Consider the following 16,460-nt stretch of genomic DNA (forward strand, 5'->3'; position numbering starts at 1 on the left):
CAAGGTAGTCAGCCGCATACCTGCCCCGCAAATACCCGGCGGCGGCCGGAAACACGTGTTCCCGACCGCCCGGTATAACTCCGGATTCCCGCTGTTCGATCCGCGAAGCGTGCGTTTTAGCTGGTCACAGCGGTCTGACGAAACAGCCATTCGGATTTCAGCTCGGCATATCCGGGCTTGATCACGTCATTGATCATGGCCAGTCGTTCATCGAAAGGAATGAATGCTGATTTCATCGCATTGACTGTGAACCATTGCATGTCGTCGAGCGTGTACGTGAAGGCGTCGACCAGCAGCTCGAACTCCCGGCTCATGCTCGTGGCGCTCATCAGCCGGTTGTCGGTGTTGACCGTCGCGCGGAAGTGCAGCTTGCGCAGCAGCCCGATGGGGTGGTCCGCGATCGAGGCGGCCGCGCCGGTCTGGAGGTTGGAGCTGGGGCACATCTCCAGCGGGACGCGCTTGTCCCGTACGTACGCGGCGAGCCGGCCCAGCTTCACCGTGCCGTCCTCCGCGACCTCGATGTCGTCGATGATGCGCACGCCGTGGCCGAGCCGGTCGGCGCCGCACCACTGGAGCGCCTGCCAGATGGAGGGGAGCCCGAACGCCTCGCCGGCGTGGATGGTGAAGTGGTTGTTCTCGCGCTTCAGGTACTCGAACGCGTCGAGATGCCGGGTGGGCGGGAAGCCGGCCTCGGCGCCCGCGATGTCGAAGCCGACGACGCCCGAGTCCCGGTAGCGGTTGGCGAGTTCGGCGATCTCCAGGGCGCGGGCCGCGTGCCGCATCGCGGTGAGCAGCGCGCCGACGCGGATCCGGTGGCCGTCGGCGCGGGCGCGCAGCTCGCCTTCGCGGAAGCCCTCGTTGACGGCCTCGACGACCTCTTCGAGGGTGAGCCCGCCTTCGAGGTGCTGCTCGGGCGCGTACCGCACCTCGGCGTAGACGACGCCGTCCTCGGCGAGGTCCTGGGCACACTCGGCGGCGACCCGGAAAAGGGCGTCGCGGGTCTGCATCACGGCGCAGGTGTGGGCGAAGGTCTCCAGATAGCGCTCCAGCGACCCGGAGTCGGCGGCCTCGCGGAACCAGAGGCCGAGCTTGTCGGACTCGTGCTCCGGCAGGGACGCGTAGCCGGTCTCCCGGGCGAGATCGATGATCGTGCCGGGACGCAGTCCGCCGTCCAGATGGTCGTGGAGCAGGACCTTGGGGGCGCGGCGGATCTGATCGGCGGTGGGCGGACGGTACGTCGGGCTCGTCATCCGTGAACTCTAACGCCTCTCCCCCTACGCGCGTAGAGTACAGCTGGGCGATACGTAACAGTGACCGCGCGGACGGGTGGCGTACACCTGCCCTTCTGAGACTGTTCTGTTATGGGACAGCAGGCGGTTCCCGCGCCGGGGGGACGTACGGCAGGCCGGGACGGTGGGGCACGCGCGCGTCGCGCGGAGCCACGGGCGCGACTGGGACGGGCGGTCGCCGCACCGGCCGCGGACGCGGCGGTGGGGGGTGTGATCCTCGTCCTCCCTTCGGGTGCACCGGTCTCGGCCAAGGGCGCCTCGCTCCTCGCCCACGCCCGGATGCTGCCGCTCGCGCGCTCGCTGGCCTCGGCGGGCGCGCCGGAGGGGCTGGTGGCACATGTGGTGCGGTACGCGCGGCGCGGCTGGAACGGTACGGAGGCGCATCTCGCCGCGGATGCCCGCTGGGCGGCGGAGGAGGTCGTACGGCGGTACGGGGACGTGCCGGTGTGCCTGGTGGGGCACGGGATGGGCGGCCGGGCGGCGCTGTGGGCCGCCGGCCATCCGGCCGTCAACTCCGTACTGGCGATGGCTCCGTGGCTGCCGGAGGACGACCGGGCCGCCGAACCGGAGCCGGTACGCCAGCTCGTGGGGCGCCGGGTGCTGATCATGCACGGCACCACCGACGCGCGCACGGACCCGGAGCTGTCCTACCGGCTGGCCGAGCGCGCCAAGAAGACGAGCCGCGACATCTGCCGCTTCGAGGTCCACTCCGACGGCCACGCGCTGCGCCAGCACCATGCCGAAGTCCTGGCGCTGGCCTCGGACTTCGTCCTGGGTTCGCTGCTGTCGCGGGCGTACTCGCGCCCGGTGGCGGACGCGCTGGCCGCGCCGCCGCCGCTGGGGCTGCGGATGCCGCTGGCGGCGGGGTTCGGCCGGTCGCTGCGGCCGTGACCGGCGGTCATACGGGCAGGAGTTGACCCCGGCGCGAGAGCAGAAAGCGTTTGAAGGCGGCCACCGGCGGGGTGTCCGGATGCCCGTCGAGCCAGGCGACGCCGATCTCCCGTACCGCGCGCGGCGCCGTGACCGTCAGCTCGACGACGCCCGGGCGGGCCACGGCCGGGGGCGGCAGCAGCGCGACGCCCAGGCCCGCGGCGACCAGGCCGCGCAGTGTCTCGGCCTCCTCGCCCTCGAAGGCGACGCGCGGCCGGAACCCCGCCTCGGCGCAGAGGTCGTCGGTGATCCGGCGCAGCCCGTACCCGGGTTCGAGGGTGACGAACGTTTCGTCGGCGGCCTCGGCGAGGCGTACCCGGCGGCGCCGGGCGAGCCGGTGGTCGTCGGGGACCACCAGGCGCAGCCGCTGTTCGTCGAGGCGGCGGGCGACCAGGTCGGGGGCGTCGGGGACCGGTGAGGTGAGACAGAGGTCGAGTTCGCCCGCGCGCAGGCGCTCGATCATCGCCTCGCCGTAGTTCTGGACGAGCTGGAACCGGATCCGGGGGTGGTCGGCGCGGAAGGCCCTGATCAGGCCGGGTACGGTCTCGGAGCCCATGGTGTGCAGGAAGCCGAAGGCGACCTTGCCGGAGGCCGGGTCGGCGTCGGCGCGGACGGATTCGGCGGCGCGCTCGACCTCGCCGAGGGCGCGTTCGACGGAGCCGAGGAACGCCCGCCCCGCGTGGGTGAGGGCGACCGTACGGCCCTTGCGGGCGAACAGGGCGACGCCCAGGTCCTCTTCGAGCCGGACCATCGCCCGGGAGAGCGTGGACTGCGGGACGCCCATGTCCTGCGCGGCGCGGGTGACGTGTTCGTGGCGGGCCACCCCGGCGAAGGAGGCGAGGCGCGGGGCGAGGACGGCGGACCAGGACCCGGGGTCCAGGCCGGCGACCGCCGGGGGCCGGGGGCCGGGGTCCCGGTCCGGGGGTCTGCGGTCCGGGGCCGACGGTCCCCGCTCCGGGTTCGAGGGCGAGTTCGGGGACGGGTTCGGGGACGGGTTCGCGGGCGTCCTCGGCGACGTTCGAGGCGACGTTCGCGGGGCCGCGCTCGGGGGCGTGTGATCCATGTCCTGTTCGTCACTGTTCTGTGACAGCTCAGCCTGTGACCTCTGCTCATGCACCATGGGAACGATTATCGCCATTCCATGCATTGGACGCATGAGAAGGCGCTGCCTATGTTCGACGTATGCCTTCAGTCAGTACCGAGGCACCCGCCACCCCGGGTGCCTCCGCCGCGCCGTCCGCTCCGAACTCCTCGGATTCGCTTCTCTCCCCCGGCCTGCCCGGCTACCGCCGGATGAGCTTCGCGCTCTTCGCCGCCGGGGTGGCGACCTTCGCCCTCCTCTACTCGACGCAGGCGCTGCTGCCCGCGATCTCCGCCGGGCTCGGTGTGACGGCGGGTCAGGCGAGCTGGACGGTCTCGGCGGCGACGGGCGCGCTGGCCGTCTTCGTCCTGCCGCTGAGCGCGCTCTCGGAGCGATACGGGCGCCGTACGGTGATGACCGCCTCGCTGGTGGTCGCGGTGGCGGTCGGGCTGCTGGTGCCGTTCGCGCCGAACGTCGAGTCGCTGGTGGCGCTGCGCGCCGTGCAGGGCGCGGCGCTCGCCGGGCTGCCGGCCTCCGCGATGGCGTTTCTCGCGGAGGAGGTACGGCCGAAGGCGCTGGTCGCCGCGATCGGGCTGTTCGTCGCGGGCAACAGCGTCGGCGGTATGAGCGGCCGGATCGTCACCGGCTGGGTCGCCCAGCTCTGGGGCTGGCGCGCGGCGCTGGGCGCGGTCGGTCTGATGGCCGTGGTGTGCGCGGTGGCCTTCCGGATCCTGCTGCCGAAGGCGCGGCACTTCCGCCCGCGCTCGCTGAGTCCGAGGGGGCTGGCGCGGACGGTGAGCGGCCATCTCTCCGATCCGCTGCTGCGCCGGCTGTACGCGATCGGCGGGCTCTTCATGGTGGTGTTCGGCGCGGTCTACACCGTGATCGGATACCGGCTGGTGGAGGAGCCGTTCAGTCTGCCGCAGGGCGTCATCGGCTCGATCTTCCTGGTCTATCTCGTGGGTACGGTCTCCTCGGCGGCGGCCGGCCGGCTGGTCGCGCGGCTGGGGCGGCGCGGCGCGCTCTACCTGGCCGTCGGGACGACGACGACGGGGCTGCTGCTCTCCCTGTCGGACGCGCTGTCGGTGGTGCTGCTGGGGCTGGTGCTGATCACGGCGGGCTTCTTCGCCGGGCACGCGGTCGCCTCGTCCTCCGTGAGCCGCACGGCGCAGACGGCGCGCGCGCAGGCGTCGGCGCTCTACCAGTCGTCGTACTACCTGGGCAGCAGCGCGGGCGGCACGCTCGGCGCGGTCGCCTTCCACGCGGGCGGCTGGGCGGCGACGGTGGCGCTGGGTCTTGCGGCGGTCCTCGGGGTCGTCTCGATCACCCTGTACGGGACGCGGGTCGCGCGGGCGGAGCGCGCCGAGCGGCACCTGGCACTTTCGTAGAACCGTAAAGAACGCCCCATCACTGCTCCGTTCAGGGCAACTGCCCGCGCCCCTCGGCCGTCTAGCCCTCCAGGACGCGCCCTTGAGGCGGCGCGCGGTGAAGGGGGCGGGGACGCATGGGTCGCAGAGGACCGATATCGCGCAGAGGGGCCGTGGCCGCGGGGATCGCGGGGCTCGTCGTACCACTGGCCGTGTCGGTGGCGGGCGCCGCGCCCGCGCAGGCCGCGTCGTGCACGTCCGGTACGGGTCCGTACCAGAAGCAGGTCGAGAAGTTCCTGGGCCGGCCGGCGGACGGCAAGCAGTCCACCGCCGACTGCACGGCCGTCCGGGCCTTCCAGACGAAGCACGGCATCACTCCGAACATCGGTTACGCGGGCCCCGTCACCTGGGGCGTGATGGACCTGATGAACAAGCAGAAAGCGGCGGGCAAGACCCCCAACGCGGCCGGGAAGTGCCCCACGAACAAGGGGCGGATCGCCTGCGTCGACCTCACTCGGCAGCTCAGTTGGGTCCAGGACGGCAAGAAGCTGGTGTACGGCCCGGTGCCGGTGCGTACCGGCCGGGACGGCTACGAGACCAGGACCGGGCTGAAGAAGGTCTACTGGCGCCACAAGGACCATGTCTCGTCGATCTACCACGTGCCCATGCCGTACAGCCAGTTCTTCGACGGCGGCCAGGCCTTCCACTCGGTGGGCGTCAGCATGTGGAATCCGCCGGGCTCCCACGGCTGTGTGAACATGACCAAGGCCGACGCGGTGAAGTACTGGTCGCTGCTGAAGAACGGCGACGAGGTGTACGTGTACGGGCGCAAGCCGGGAACCTGAGCAAACGGCGAATTCACGCCATTTGTCGGCACGGGGCGGCGGCTTCCGGGAGACTGGATCAGGACGGGACCAGAACTGGATTCAACGGGCTGCCGGGGTGACGCCGTGAGCGAGAGTGCCGCTACACAAGATCTGGACGTGCGGCTGGAGAAGCACCGTACGGAGCTGACCGGCTACTGCTACCGGATGCTCGGCTCGGCGTTCGAGGCCGAGGACGCCGTCCAGGACACGATGGTGCGCGCGTGGAAGAGCTTCGACAAGTTCGAGGGCCGCTCCTCGCTCCGGTCCTGGCTCTACCGCATCGCGACGAACGTCTGTCTGGACATGCTCACGGCGGGCAACCGCCGGGCCCGCCCGATGGACCTCAGCGGCCCGACTCCGGTGGCGCAGGCGCAGCTCAACCCCCAGCCGGAGATCGTCTGGCTGGAGCCGGTGCCGGACGGCCGGGTCCTGCCGTCGATGGCGGACCCGGCGGAGGCCGCGGTGTCCCGGGAAACGATCCGGCTGGCGTTCGTCGCCGCGCTCCAGCACCTCCCGCCGAAACAGCGGGCGGTGCTGATCCTGCGCGAGGTGCTGGCGTGGAAGGCGAGCGAGGTCGCCGAACTGCTGGACACGACGGTCGCGTCGGTCAACAGCGCGCTCCAGCGGGCCCGCGCGACGATCGCCGAGTCGGAACCGGCCACGACGGAGACCTCGGACCCCCTGGACGAGGAGCAGAAGGCGCTGCTGGAGCGGTATGTCACGGCCTTCGAGGGCTACGACATGAAGGCGCTGACCGCGCTGCTCCACGACGACGCCAAGTTCACGATGCCGCCGTTCGACCTGTGGCTCCAGGGACACGACGACATCGTGGCCTGGATGCTCGGCCCAGGCGCCGCGTGCCGCGGCTCGCGGCTGCTGCCGACGTTCGCCAACGGCACTCCGGCCTTCGCCCACTACAAGCCCACGGAGTCGGGCGACGCGTACGTGCCGTGGGCGCTCCAGATCATCGAGATCGAGAACGGCCGGATCTCCACGATGCACTGCTTCCTGGACACCGCGCGGTGGTTCCCGCTCTTCGACCTGCCGATGAGGCTGGAGAAGGAGTAGCCGCGTGCGGGCCGGGGCGCCACGCGGATGGCGTCCCGGCCCGAACCGGCTTCTCCGGCCGGTCAGTTCACTCCTTCTCCCCCGGCAGGGGCAGGGCCGTGAACAGATGGGACTCCCAGAGCAGACGGGAGTCCTCCTCGGGATAGGCGGCGATCGCGTTCTCCCCGCCGTCGAGGACGAGGACCTGGCGCTCCTTCGGGTCGTACCGGGGCCAGTCCTCGTCGGTGAGCCGGTCGGACGCGAAGGCCGTCCACGCGGCGCGCAGGCGGGCCGACAGGGTCTCCGCCTCGGCCGGCGGCTCCGGCCCGATCAGCATCGGCGCGAGCCCGCTCGTGAGATTGCCGAAGGTCAGCGGTACGTCGAGGGCGTGGCAGGCCCCGAGGACGCCGCCCATCCCGGGCGCCTGCCAGGTCAGTTCGTAGACGCGGGCCCTGCCGCTCCCGGCCACCTGCGCCTGTGCGAGACGCAGGCTCGGCATCCGGAACAGCCAGTCGGAGAAGACGAGTTCGTGCAGCTGCTCGGCGTCGGCGTCCGGGTGGGCGGCGCGGTAGGCCGCCGCGCTGTCGGCCACCGGACCGAAGGCGCTGAACGCGGCACGGGCCTGCTCCTCGGTGATCCGGCCGAGCTGCCCGCTCAGGGCGGCGAACAGCCGGAACTCGTCGCGGTTGTGCCCGACGATCAGCTCGACGTCCGAGGCTGCCCCGTCCGCCAGCGCCTCCCAGGGCGCGCGGGGCAGCACCTCGCCGTCGACGACCGGTGAGTACGGCGCTCCCGTACGGGCGACCCCGCCCCAGCGCTCCTCCCACCCGCGCATCTTGCCGGCCGTGGCGGCGCCCGCCGCGACCAGCCGGTCCGGTGCGAACTCCGCCAGCTCCCGGGCCGTCGGCCGGATGCCCGGGCCCAGCTCGGCGGCGATCTCCGTGGAGATGTCCGCCGCCAGCTCCGACGAGAAGTACGTTCCCGGGACGCTCTGGGCGATGGCCCGCGCGAAGAGCCCGGCGGCCCGCTCCATGACCAGCAGCGCGGCCACCGACCCGGCGCCCGCCGACTCCCCGAAGACGGTGACACGGCCCGGGTCACCGCCGAACGCGCCGATGTTGTCCCGTACCCACTCCAGTGCGGCGACCTGGTCGAGCAGCCCCCGGTTGGCGGGCGCCCCCTCGATCCAGGCGAAACCCTCCACCCCGAGACGGTAGTTGAGGGTGACCACCACAACGCCGCCCTCGCGCGCGAGCCGCCCGCCGTCGTAGCCGGGGTCGCCCGCGGTCCCCGACATGTAGGCGCCGCCGTGGATCCACACCATGACCGGCAACCGGACATCGGGGTCCGTGACGGTGCCGGGGAGCGCGGGCGACCAGACGTTGACGGTCAGCCACTCGTCCGGCGCCGCCCCGGGGCCCCCGTCGTCCGCGTCACCGCTCGACCGGGTGAGCCGGACCGGCACCTCGGCCTGCGGGCACGAGGGCCCGTACGCCCCCGCGTCCCGCACCCCCGCCCAGCCGGCGGCGGGGCTCGGCGCCGCGAACCGCAGTGCGCCCACCGGCGGTTGTGCGTAGGGAATGCCACGGAAGACGGCGACGCCGCCCTCCCGGCGGCCCCGCAGTCTTCCGGTCGCGATGCTCAGTTCCGTGCCAGGATCGGACCCGGTCGCCGTTCCCACCGAATCGGGGTGGGAGTTGGGGTCCGGGTCGAGGTCGGCAGCGGTCATCGGAGGTCCTCTCGGCCGGGCCGGCCGGGCCGGCCGACGGGGTACGCCGTACACGACGCACTACGGCAACGTCCGAGCCGCGCGGCCGGGTTCCGGACACCCCCCGTCTATCCGCGTGACCTCTTACGGACCAGGAGGCAGCCCTGTGGAGCCCCCGTACCGTCCAGATCTCTCACCAGCGTGGCGTCCACGACGAGCCCGGCGCGCTCCGCCAGAGCGGCGACCCGTTCGATCGGCAGCAGATGGACGTCGAGGGACATGGGGTGGCCGCCGTACCCCTCCTTCTTGCGCCGCCGCTCGTCCCCGACGTGGAAACCGAGCAGAAGAAGTCCGCCGGGCGCCAGGACCCGGCTGAAGTCGGCTCGGCCATGCCGGGCATCCTATTCCCGCGCCTCCCGGCCCCGTCCGTCCTCCTCGTCGCCGAGCCCGAGCGGCGCCCCGTCCCGCCCGGCGAGCCCCACCAGATCCAGCAGCAGCCGCAGTTCGCGCCCCACCCCGCGCAGCCGCAGCCGGCTGCCCTGTCTGCGGGCGTCGAGCTGGAGCGCGGCCAGGACATGGACGGCGGCCAGGTTCGGCCGGCGGAGCCCGCCGACGTCACAGACGACGCCGGCCCCCTCGGCCCCGTACAGCCGCGCGCCCAGCTCGGCACGGAGCCGGGGCACGTCGCCGGGGGTGACGTGGCCCGCCACGACAAGAACGATCGGATCACCTGCGTCCACGTGAAAGGAGACCGATCCCACGCCCGGAACTCATCGCAACGCCCCGTGCACAGCCCGTACGCTGCCGGTCATGACCCATGCCCCTGTCGAACACGCCGAACAGGCCCCTGTCGAGCTGGTGATCTTCGACTGCGACGGTGTCCTGGTGGACAGCGAGCGGATATGCGTCCGCGTGGACGCGCAGGTCTTCGCCGCGCTGGGCTGCCACTTCACCGAGGAGGAGATCGTCGAGACCTTCGTCGGCTCCTCGGGGGAGATCTACGACGCGGCCGTCGAACAGCGCCTCGGCCGCCCGCTGGAGCCGGGCTGGCACCGCGCGTACGAACACCTCTACCAGGAGGCGTTCGACGCGGAGCTGACCGCGATCGACGGCGTCGCCGAGACGCTGGAAGCCCTCGGCCTTCCCTTCTGCCTCGCCTCGAACGGCGGCCACGCCACCATCCGCCGCAACCTGACGACCACGGGCCTCCACCACCACTTCGAGGGCCGTATCTTCAGCGCCTCCGATGTCCCCCGGGGCAAGCCCGCCCCGGACCTCTTCCTCCACGCGGCCCGCACGATGGGCGTGGCCCCGGAGCGCTGCGCGGTCGTGGAGGACAGCGCGTACGGCGTGACGGCGGCCCGCGCGGCGGGCATGCGCGCGTTCGGCTACGCGGGCGGCCTGACGGCCCCGCACAAGCTGGCGGGGCCGGGGACGGTCGTCTTCGAGGACATGCGGGAGCTGCCGGGGCTGCTGGCGGGCCGGCCAGTTAGCTGACAGGCAGCTCGGAGGTGTCGATGGCCAGGTCGAAGGGGGCGGGGAGGGTGAGCTTGCCCCCGTACTCGACCGCCTGAAGCGTGCGGTACGTGCCGCCCTCGGGCTCGCCGTAGAGCGTCGCGGTCGGGCTGTCCGACACCCAAGGGTCGAGGAGCAGGTAGAGCGGAACTCCGGCCTGGGCGTAGCCGCGCGTCTTGGCGATGCGGTCGTGGTTGGCGTTGCTGCGTGAGGTGATCTCTACGACGAGCTTCGCCCGGCTCACGGGGAACAGGTCCCCGGGGGCGGGCCGGTCCTCCTCCGCCGCCACCATCAGGTCGGGGATGTAGAGGCCCTTGCGACCCGGTACCGCCGCTTCCTGGGTCTGGAAGATTCTCCAGTCGCTCGGGATCACCGCCGCGAGTCGAAGCAGCAACAGAAAGGCAGTCGAATTGTGATCCCAGGACGGCGTCGGTGACACGGTGATGATCCCCTCGATGATCTCCACCTTGCAGCCCTCGGGTGCGTCCTTCTCCTTCCAGAGACGGACGAGGTCGTCCCAGCCCGGCTCGGGCTCGTGGTCGACGGTGAGTGCGCTCATGGCGGTCTCCTTCGTTGTGTCACCGATTCCAGCATGCCGAACGGGACCGGTGGCCGTCCACCGGTCCCGTTCACCCGAATGAGGAAACCGCAGGTCAGGCGATACGTTCCCGCACCACCGGCGTGGTCTCGTACGCCGTGCCCGCCGGGCTGATGTCGTACGCGCCCTCCAGCGCCCCGGCCGCGTACGCGAACTTCTCCGGGGTGTCCGTGTGCAGGGTCAGCAGAGGCTGGCCCGCCGTGATGTGATCGCCCGGCTTCGCGTGGAGTTCGACGCCCGCGCCCGCCTGGACCGGGTCCTCCTTGCGGGCGCGGCCCGCGCCCAGGCGCCAGGCGGCGACGCCGACGCCGTACGCGTCCAGGCGGGTCAGGACGCCCGAGGCCGGGGCCGTGACGGTCTGCTGTTCGCGGGCGACCGGGAGGGCCGCGTCCGGGTCGCCGCCCTGGGCCGCGATCATGCGGCGCCAGACGTCCATCGCGGAGCCGTCGGCGAGGGCCCTCGCCGGGTCGGCATCGGTCAGGCCCGCCGCGTCGAGCATTTCGCGGGCCAGGGCGAGGGTCAGTTCCACGACATCGGCCGGGCCGCCGCCCGCCAGGACCTCGACGGACTCGCGGACCTCCAGGGCGTTGCCGGCGGTGAGACCGAGCGGGGTGGCCATGTCGGTGAGCAGCGCGACCGTCCGTACACCGTGGTCGGTGCCCAGGCCGACCATGGTGGAGGCGAGTTCGCGGGCGTCCCGAAGAGTCTTCATGAAGGCGCCGGAGCCGACCTTGACGTCCAGGACCAGCGAGCCGGTTCCCTCGGCGATCTTCTTGGACATGATCGAGGAGGCGATCAGCGGGATCGCCTCGACGGTGCCGGTGACGTCCCGGAGCGCGTACAGCTTCTTGTCGGCGGGGGCCAGTCCGTCGCCCGCCGCGCAGATGACCGCGCCGGTGGTGTCGAGGACGTCCAGCATCTCGGCGTTGGAGAGCAGCGCCCGCCAGCCGGGGATGGACTCCAGCTTGTCGAGGGTGCCGCCGGTGTGGCCGAGGCCGCGTCCGCTGAGCTGCGGTACGGCGGCGCCGCACGCGGCGACCAGCGGGGCCAGCGGAAGTGTGATCTTGTCGCCGACGCCGCCCGTGGAGTGCTTGTCGGCCGTGGGGCGCGACAGCGCGGAGAAGTCCATGCGCTCGCCGGAGGCGATCATGGCGGCGGTCCAGCGGGCGATCTCCGTTCGGTTCATGCCGTTGAGCAGGATGGCCATCGCCAGCGCCGACATCTGTTCGTCGGCGACCTCGCCGCGCGTGTAGGCGTCGATCACCCAGTCGATCTGCTCCGGGCTCAGTTCGCCCCGGTCGCGCTTGGTGCGGATGACGGAGATGACGTCCATGGCGGTCCTTTGATCCTTGCGTTCGACTACGTACGTACAGCGGCCCCGGCGCCGCCGGATCGCGGCGGGGCCGGGGCCGGGTTCAGTGGGTGCGCTCCGGCGGGCGGTTGGTGAGGTGCCCGGGGCCGAAGGCCTGCGGAAGCATGTCGGCAAGCGTACGGATCCCGTCCGGGGTCTCCATGACCAGCTCCGGGCCGCCGAACTCGTACAGGAGCTGGCGGCAGCGCCCGCACGGCACCAGCACCTCGCCCGCGCCGTCGACGCAGGTGAAGTGGGTGAGCCGGCCGCCGCCGCTGAGCTGGAGCGCGGAGATCAGCCCGCACTCGGCGCAGAGCCCGAGACCGTACGAGGCGTTCTCGACATTGCAGCCGGTGAGCGTGCGGGCCGTACCGCCGTCGTCGGTCACCGCGAGCGCCGCGACGCCGACCGGGTAGCCGGAGTACGGGGCGTACGCGCGGGACATCGCGTCCCGCGCCGCCGCCCGCAGCGCCTCCCAGTCCACCCCGGCCGTCCCGTCCGGGGCCGTCACTTGCCCTGGCCCTTCCGGTACGGGAGTCCGTCCGCCTTGGGCATCCTGAGCCGTTGCGCGGAGAGCGCGAGGACCAGCAGCGTGGTGACGTACGGCGCGGCGTCCACGAACTGGCTGGGCACCTGGTCGGTGAGGCCGTACCAGACGAAGAGCAGCGCGGAGACGGCCGCGGAGATCACCGCGGGCACGTACTTCTTCTTGTAGAGCTGCCAGCAGAGGACCAGCACCAGCAGGATCGCGAGGAGCAGCAGCATCGCGTGGACGTTCTCGGCGCCGCCGCGCAGCTTGAGGCTGTCGGTGAAGCCGAAGAGCCCGGCGCCCAGGGCCATGCCGCCCGGCATCCAGTTGCCGAAGATCATCGCGGCGAGGCCGATGTAGCCGCGCCCGCCGGTCTGGCCCTCCTGGTAGATGCCGGTGGAGACGATGGCGAGGAAGGCGCCGCCGAGCCCGGCGAGACCGCCGGAGACGACGACGGCGATGTACTTGTACTTGTAGACGTTGACGCCGAGGGATTCGGCGGCGACGGGGTTCTCGCCGCAGGAGCGCAGCCGCAGGCCGAACGCGGTGCGCCACAGCAGCCACCAGGTGCCCGGGATCAGCAGCAGGGCGACGACGGTGAGCAGCGAGAGGCCGGTGACCAGGCCGCCGACCAGGCCCGCGAGGTCGGAGACGAGGAACCAGTGTCTGGCCTGGAGGTCCTGCATCCAGTCGGAGAGCCCGGGGACGGTGATCTCGGTGATCGGGTCGACGCGGGGGGACTGCTTGGAGGAGCCGCCCTCGGCCGCGTCGAAGGTGAACTTGGAGAGGTAGCGGGTGGCGCCGACGGCGAGGATGTTGATGGCCACACCGGAGACGATGTGGTTCACGCCGAAGGAGACGGTGACGACGGCGTGCAGCAGTCCGCCGAGGGCGCCGCCGATGATGCCGAAGAGGACACCGGTCCAGGGGCCCCACTGGTAGCCGGCCCAGGCGCCGAACCAGGTGCCGAGGACCATCATCCCTTCGAGGCCGATGTTGACGACGCCCGCGCGCTCGGCCCACAGGCCGCCGAGTCCGGCGAGGCCGATGGGGATGGCGAGTTCGAGCGCGCCGGCCACCTGGCCGACGGAGGTGATGTCCTCGGCTCCGCTGATCAGCCGTACGAGCGAGACCAGGGCGAGCGCGCCGGCGACGATCAGCAGGATGACGGGCAGGGAGAGGGTGGGCCGGCCACCGCCCTTCCTGGGGGCGGCGCTCGTGGCGGAGACGGTGCTCGTGGTCGTGGTCACAGCGCGGACCCCTCCTTCTCGGTCTTGTCGTTGCCCGACGGGCCGGTGGCCGGGGTGTCGCTGTCCGACGGGCCGTGGTCCGGCGGGGTCCCGGTGGTGGCGAGGGCGCCGCCCGCGGCGAGTTCCTCGCCGACCTTCTGCTGCTGGCGGCGGAGCCCGTAGCGGCGGACGAGTTCGTAGCTGACCACGACCGAGATCACGATCAGGCCCTGCATGATCGTGGCGATCTCCTTCTCGTACCCGAACTGGTCGAGGGAGGCCGACGACTTGTCGAGGAAGGCGATCAGCAGCGCGCTGAACGCGATGCCCAGCGGGTTGTTCCGGCCCAGCAGCGCGATGGTGATGCCGGTGAAGCCGACGCCGGTGGGGAAGTCGAGACTGTACGTGTGGGCGTCGCCCAGCAGGGTCGGCATCCCGGCGAGTCCGGCGATGCCGCCGGAGACTAGCATCGCGGTGAGGATCATCTTCTTGGCGTCGACGCCGGAGGCCTGGGCCGCGCTCTCGCTGGCGCCGGTGGCGCGCAGGTCGAAGCCGAAGCGGGTCCGGCCGAGGACGAACCAGTAGACGATGCCGCAGGCCGCGGCGACGAAGGTGAAGCCGTAGATCTCACCGGCCTCGGCGCCCATGTTCAGGCCGGGGAACCAGCCGGACTCCGGGATGTCGCCGGTGGTGAGGTTGTTGGAGCCGGCGGGCTGGACGCCGAAGTTCTTCGGCAGGATCAGCCAGGCGACCAGGCTGGTGGCGATGGAGTTGAGCATGATCGTGGAGACGACCTCGCTCACCCCGCGGGTCGTCTTGAGGATGCCCGCGATCCCGGACCAGAGGGCGCCGACGAGCATCGCGACGACCACGATCAGGGCGATCTGGAGCGGCCCCGGCAGGTCGACACTGGCGCCGACGAGCGCGGCGGTCATCGCGGCGAGCCGGTACTGGCCGTCGACCCCGATGTTGAACAGGTTCATCCGGAAGCCGATGGCCACGGCGAGGGCGGCCAGGTAGTACGTACCGGCCTGGTTGACGATCAGCACCTGTACGTCGACGTACGAGGCCGACTCGAACATGATGCGGTACGGCTCCCACGGGTTGGTGCCCGAGACGAGCAGCACCACCGTGGTGAGGGCGAGGGCGACGACGAGTGCGAGCACCGGTCCCGCGAACCCCAGGATCAGCCGGTCCTTGTCGAATTTCTTCATCGGGCGTCGTCCTCCGGGACCGTGCTCTCCGCTGCTGCCTGTGCCGCCGCCGGCGCCCCGGGGGCCTCCGGGGCGTCCGCCGCTTCAAGGTGACCGGTGGCGGCGCCCGTCATGGCCGAGCCCAGCTCCTCCGGGGTGATGGTGGCGGGGTCCGCGTCGGCGACGAGCCGGCCGCGGTACATCACCCGCAGCGTGTCGGAGAGCCCGATCAGCTCGTCGAGGTCGGCGGAGACCAGGAGCACGGCCAGGCCCTCGCGGCGCGCCTCGCGGATCTGGTCCCAGATCTGCGCCTGCGCGCCGACGTCCACCCCGCGGGTGGGGTGCGCGGCGATCAGCAGCTTGGGGTGGTGGCTCATCTCGCGGCCGACGATCAGCTTCTGCTGGTTGCCGCCGGACAGGGAGGCCGCGGTGACCTCGATGCCGGGGGTGCGGACGTCGTACTCGCGCACGATCCGCTCGGTGTCGGCGCGGGCGGCCTTGAGGTCGAGGAGGCCGCCGCGGCTGTTGGGCCGCTCGGTGACATGGCCGAGGATGCGGTTCTCCCAGAGCGGGGACTCCAGCAGCAGGCCGTGGCGGTGCCGGTCCTCGGGGATGTAGCCGATGCCGTCCTCGCGCCGCTTGCGGGTGGGGGCGTGGGAGATGTCCTCGGTGCCGAGGGTGATCGCGCCGCCGTCGGGGTCGCGCATCCCCATCAGCGCCTCGATCAGCTCGGTCTGGCCGTTGCCCTCGACGCCGGCGATGCCCAGGACCTCGCCGCGGTGGATGGTGAAGCCGATCCCGTCCAGGACCTCGCGGACGACGCCGTCGGGGTCGGTGGCGGTGAGCCGCAGCGCGTCGACGGTGAGCACGGGGACGTCCGTGACGGTGGACTCCCGGGTCTCCGGCGAGGGCAGCTCGCTGCCGACCATCAGCTCGGCGAGCTGCTTGGTCGTGGTGCGCGCCGGGTCGGCGGTGCCCACGGTCGTACCGCGGCGTATGACGGTGATGTCGTCGGCGACGGACAGCACCTCGCCCAGCTTGTGCGAGATGAAGATGACGGTGAGGCCCTCGGCCTTCAGCTCCCGCAGGTTGTCGAAGAGCGCGTCGACCTCCTGCGGTACGAGGACGGCGGTGGGCTCGTCGAGGATCAGGATGCGGGCGCCGCGGTAGAGGACCTTGAGGATCTCCACGCGCTGGCGGTCGGCGACGCCGAGGTCCTCGACGAGCGCGTCGGGGCGCACGCCGAGTCCGTACGCCTCGGAGATCTCCTTGATCTTCCGGCGCGCCTTGGTGCCGATGCCGTGCAGCTTCTCGCCGCCGAGAACGACGTTCTCCAGGACGGTGAGGTTGTCGGCGAGCATGAAGTGCTGGTGGACCATGCCGATGCCGCGCGCGATGGCGTCGGCGGGGCTGCCGAAGACGGCCTGTTCGCCGTCGACGGTGATGGTGCCCTCGTCCGGCTTCTGCATGCCGTAGAGGATCTTCATCAGGGTCGACTTGCCGGCCCCGTTCTCGCCCACGAGGGCGTGGACGGTGCCCTTGCGGATGGTGATGTCGATGTCGTGGTTGGCGACGACACCGGGAAAGCGCTTGGTGATCCCCTGGAGCCGCACGGCGGGCGGCGCGACGGGCGCGGGGCGCTCGGCGGTCTCCGGGGTCGCGGGCGGGCTCGGGGGGCTGCTGGGCGGACTGCTGGACGCGTTGATGACGCACTCTCCTCGGCGGGGAAGGAGCGGGGGGTGAGGCTGCGGGGGCAG

The 16,460-nt window shown here is 71.8% G+C and carries 16 protein-coding genes; 5 read left to right on the top strand and 11 right to left on the bottom strand.

Translation table 11 applies throughout. The annotated features are described in order from the left end of the window. Positions 1-116 precede the first annotated feature (116 nt). Entirely contained in the window at positions 117-1,250 is a 1,134-nt protein-coding gene (locus ACIQ7D_RS27855; RefSeq protein ID WP_403941994.1) for an adenosine deaminase, read from the bottom strand. A 201-nt stretch (positions 1,251-1,451) separates the two neighbouring features. Between ACIQ7D_RS27855 and ACIQ7D_RS27860 the strand changes: the two genes are divergently transcribed. Continuing rightward, a complete protein-coding gene (locus ACIQ7D_RS27860; protein ID WP_403942248.1) occupies positions 1,452-2,180 on the top strand; it encodes an alpha/beta hydrolase in 729 nt (242 codons plus the stop codon). Positions 2,181-2,187: 7 nt separating this feature from the next. Here the strand turns inward: ACIQ7D_RS27860 and ACIQ7D_RS27865 are convergent, their stop codons facing one another. Beyond that, the gene (locus ACIQ7D_RS27865; protein ID WP_403942250.1) at positions 2,188-3,099 is read right to left on the bottom strand and encodes a LysR substrate-binding domain-containing protein; all 912 of its coding nucleotides are present in this window, start codon (positions 3,097-3,099) and stop codon (positions 2,188-2,190) included. A 302-nt stretch (positions 3,100-3,401) separates the two neighbouring features. Between ACIQ7D_RS27865 and ACIQ7D_RS27870 the strand changes: the two genes are divergently transcribed. From ACIQ7D_RS27870 to ACIQ7D_RS27880, 3 genes are all read left to right on the top strand, one after another. Continuing rightward, a complete protein-coding gene (locus ACIQ7D_RS27870) occupies positions 3,402-4,688 on the top strand; it encodes an MFS transporter (protein ID WP_403941995.1) in 1,287 nt (428 codons plus the stop codon). Between the two features lie 116 nt (positions 4,689-4,804). Beyond that, complete coding sequence (locus ACIQ7D_RS27875; RefSeq protein ID WP_403941998.1) at positions 4,805-5,512, top strand: L,D-transpeptidase family protein; 708 nt, start codon at positions 4,805-4,807, stop codon at positions 5,510-5,512. A gap of 105 nt (positions 5,513-5,617) precedes the next feature. Beyond that, positions 5,618-6,601 (top strand): sigma-70 family RNA polymerase sigma factor, encoded by a 984-nt coding sequence (locus ACIQ7D_RS27880; protein WP_403942001.1) that lies wholly within the window; start codon positions 5,618-5,620, stop codon positions 6,599-6,601. A 67-nt stretch (positions 6,602-6,668) separates the two neighbouring features. On the opposite strand, the gene ACIQ7D_RS27885 is transcribed toward ACIQ7D_RS27880, so the two are convergent. The 3 genes from ACIQ7D_RS27885 to ACIQ7D_RS27895 form a co-directional block, all read right to left on the bottom strand. After that, positions 6,669-8,309, bottom strand: a complete 1,641-nt coding sequence (locus ACIQ7D_RS27885) for a carboxylesterase/lipase family protein (protein ID WP_403942003.1) — start codon at positions 8,307-8,309, stop codon at positions 6,669-6,671. A gap of 107 nt (positions 8,310-8,416) precedes the next feature. Further along, the gene (locus ACIQ7D_RS27890) at positions 8,417-8,569 is read right to left on the bottom strand and encodes a hypothetical protein (protein ID WP_403942004.1); all 153 of its coding nucleotides are present in this window, start codon (positions 8,567-8,569) and stop codon (positions 8,417-8,419) included. Positions 8,570-8,689: 120 nt separating this feature from the next. Beyond that, positions 8,690-8,998 (bottom strand): STAS domain-containing protein, encoded by a 309-nt coding sequence (locus tag ACIQ7D_RS27895; RefSeq protein ID WP_403942007.1) that lies wholly within the window; start codon positions 8,996-8,998, stop codon positions 8,690-8,692. Positions 8,999-9,098: 100 nt separating this feature from the next. Here ACIQ7D_RS27895 and ACIQ7D_RS27900 point away from each other — a divergent pair, with 100 nt between their 5' ends. Then, positions 9,099-9,785, top strand: a complete 687-nt coding sequence (locus ACIQ7D_RS27900; RefSeq protein ID WP_403942009.1) for an HAD family hydrolase — start codon at positions 9,099-9,101, stop codon at positions 9,783-9,785. On the opposite strand, the gene ACIQ7D_RS27905 is transcribed toward ACIQ7D_RS27900, so the two are convergent. From ACIQ7D_RS27905 to ACIQ7D_RS27930, 6 genes are all read right to left on the bottom strand, one after another. Next, complete coding sequence (locus tag ACIQ7D_RS27905) at positions 9,778-10,362, bottom strand: Uma2 family endonuclease (protein WP_399290677.1); 585 nt, start codon at positions 10,360-10,362, stop codon at positions 9,778-9,780. The two genes, ACIQ7D_RS27900 and ACIQ7D_RS27905, sit on opposite strands and share 8 nt — an antisense overlap. A 94-nt stretch (positions 10,363-10,456) precedes the next feature. Continuing rightward, positions 10,457-11,734 carry a thymidine phosphorylase gene (locus ACIQ7D_RS27910; protein ID WP_403942012.1) on the bottom strand — a complete coding sequence of 426 codons (1,278 nt, stop codon included), beginning with the start codon at positions 11,732-11,734 and terminating at the stop codon, positions 10,457-10,459. A gap of 82 nt (positions 11,735-11,816) precedes the next feature. Further along, entirely contained in the window at positions 11,817-12,263 is a 447-nt protein-coding gene (locus ACIQ7D_RS27915; RefSeq protein WP_403942014.1) for a cytidine deaminase, read from the bottom strand. Beyond that, positions 12,260-13,531 (bottom strand): ABC transporter permease, encoded by a 1,272-nt coding sequence (locus ACIQ7D_RS27920; protein ID WP_403942016.1) that lies wholly within the window; start codon positions 13,529-13,531, stop codon positions 12,260-12,262. The genes ACIQ7D_RS27915 and ACIQ7D_RS27920 overlap by 4 nt, the downstream gene beginning before the upstream one ends. Beyond that, a complete protein-coding gene (locus tag ACIQ7D_RS27925) occupies positions 13,528-14,724 on the bottom strand; it encodes an ABC transporter permease (RefSeq protein ID WP_403942018.1) in 1,197 nt (398 codons plus the stop codon). Before ACIQ7D_RS27925 ends, ACIQ7D_RS27920 begins: the two co-directional genes overlap by 4 nt. Next, positions 14,721-16,460: an ABC transporter ATP-binding protein gene (locus tag ACIQ7D_RS27930; protein ID WP_403942253.1), complete on the bottom strand. Its 1,740-nt coding sequence runs from the start codon at positions 16,458-16,460 to the stop codon at positions 14,721-14,723. The genes ACIQ7D_RS27925 and ACIQ7D_RS27930 overlap by 4 nt, the downstream gene beginning before the upstream one ends.

The organism is Streptomyces sp. NPDC096310, assembly GCF_044763125.1.
Taxonomy (GTDB): domain Bacteria; phylum Actinomycetota; class Actinomycetes; order Streptomycetales; family Streptomycetaceae; genus Streptomyces.

Excerpts from the sequence above, each read along its gene's own strand:
- ACIQ7D_RS27875 (WP_403941998.1), top strand. The coding sequence starts at position 4,805 with ATGGGTCGCAGAGGACCGATATCGCGCAGAGGGGCCGTGGCCGCGGGG.
- ACIQ7D_RS27925 (WP_403942018.1), bottom strand. The coding sequence starts at position 14,724 with ATGAAGAAATTCGACAAGGACCGGCTGATCCTGGGGTTCGCGGGACCG.
- ACIQ7D_RS27910 (WP_403942012.1), bottom strand. The coding sequence starts at position 11,734 with ATGGACGTCATCTCCGTCATCCGCACCAAGCGCGACCGGGGCGAACTG.
- ACIQ7D_RS27900 (WP_403942009.1), top strand. The coding sequence starts at position 9,099 with ATGACCCATGCCCCTGTCGAACACGCCGAACAGGCCCCTGTCGAGCTG.
- ACIQ7D_RS27885 (WP_403942003.1), bottom strand. The coding sequence starts at position 8,309 with ATGACCGCTGCCGACCTCGACCCGGACCCCAACTCCCACCCCGATTCG.
- ACIQ7D_RS27905 (WP_399290677.1), bottom strand. The coding sequence starts at position 10,362 with ATGAGCGCACTCACCGTCGACCACGAGCCCGAGCCGGGCTGGGACGAC.
- ACIQ7D_RS27855 (WP_403941994.1), bottom strand. The coding sequence starts at position 1,250 with ATGACGAGCCCGACGTACCGTCCGCCCACCGCCGATCAGATCCGCCGC.
- ACIQ7D_RS27890 (WP_403942004.1), bottom strand. The coding sequence starts at position 8,569 with ATGTCCCTCGACGTCCATCTGCTGCCGATCGAACGGGTCGCCGCTCTG.
- ACIQ7D_RS27870 (WP_403941995.1), top strand. The coding sequence starts at position 3,402 with ATGCCTTCAGTCAGTACCGAGGCACCCGCCACCCCGGGTGCCTCCGCC.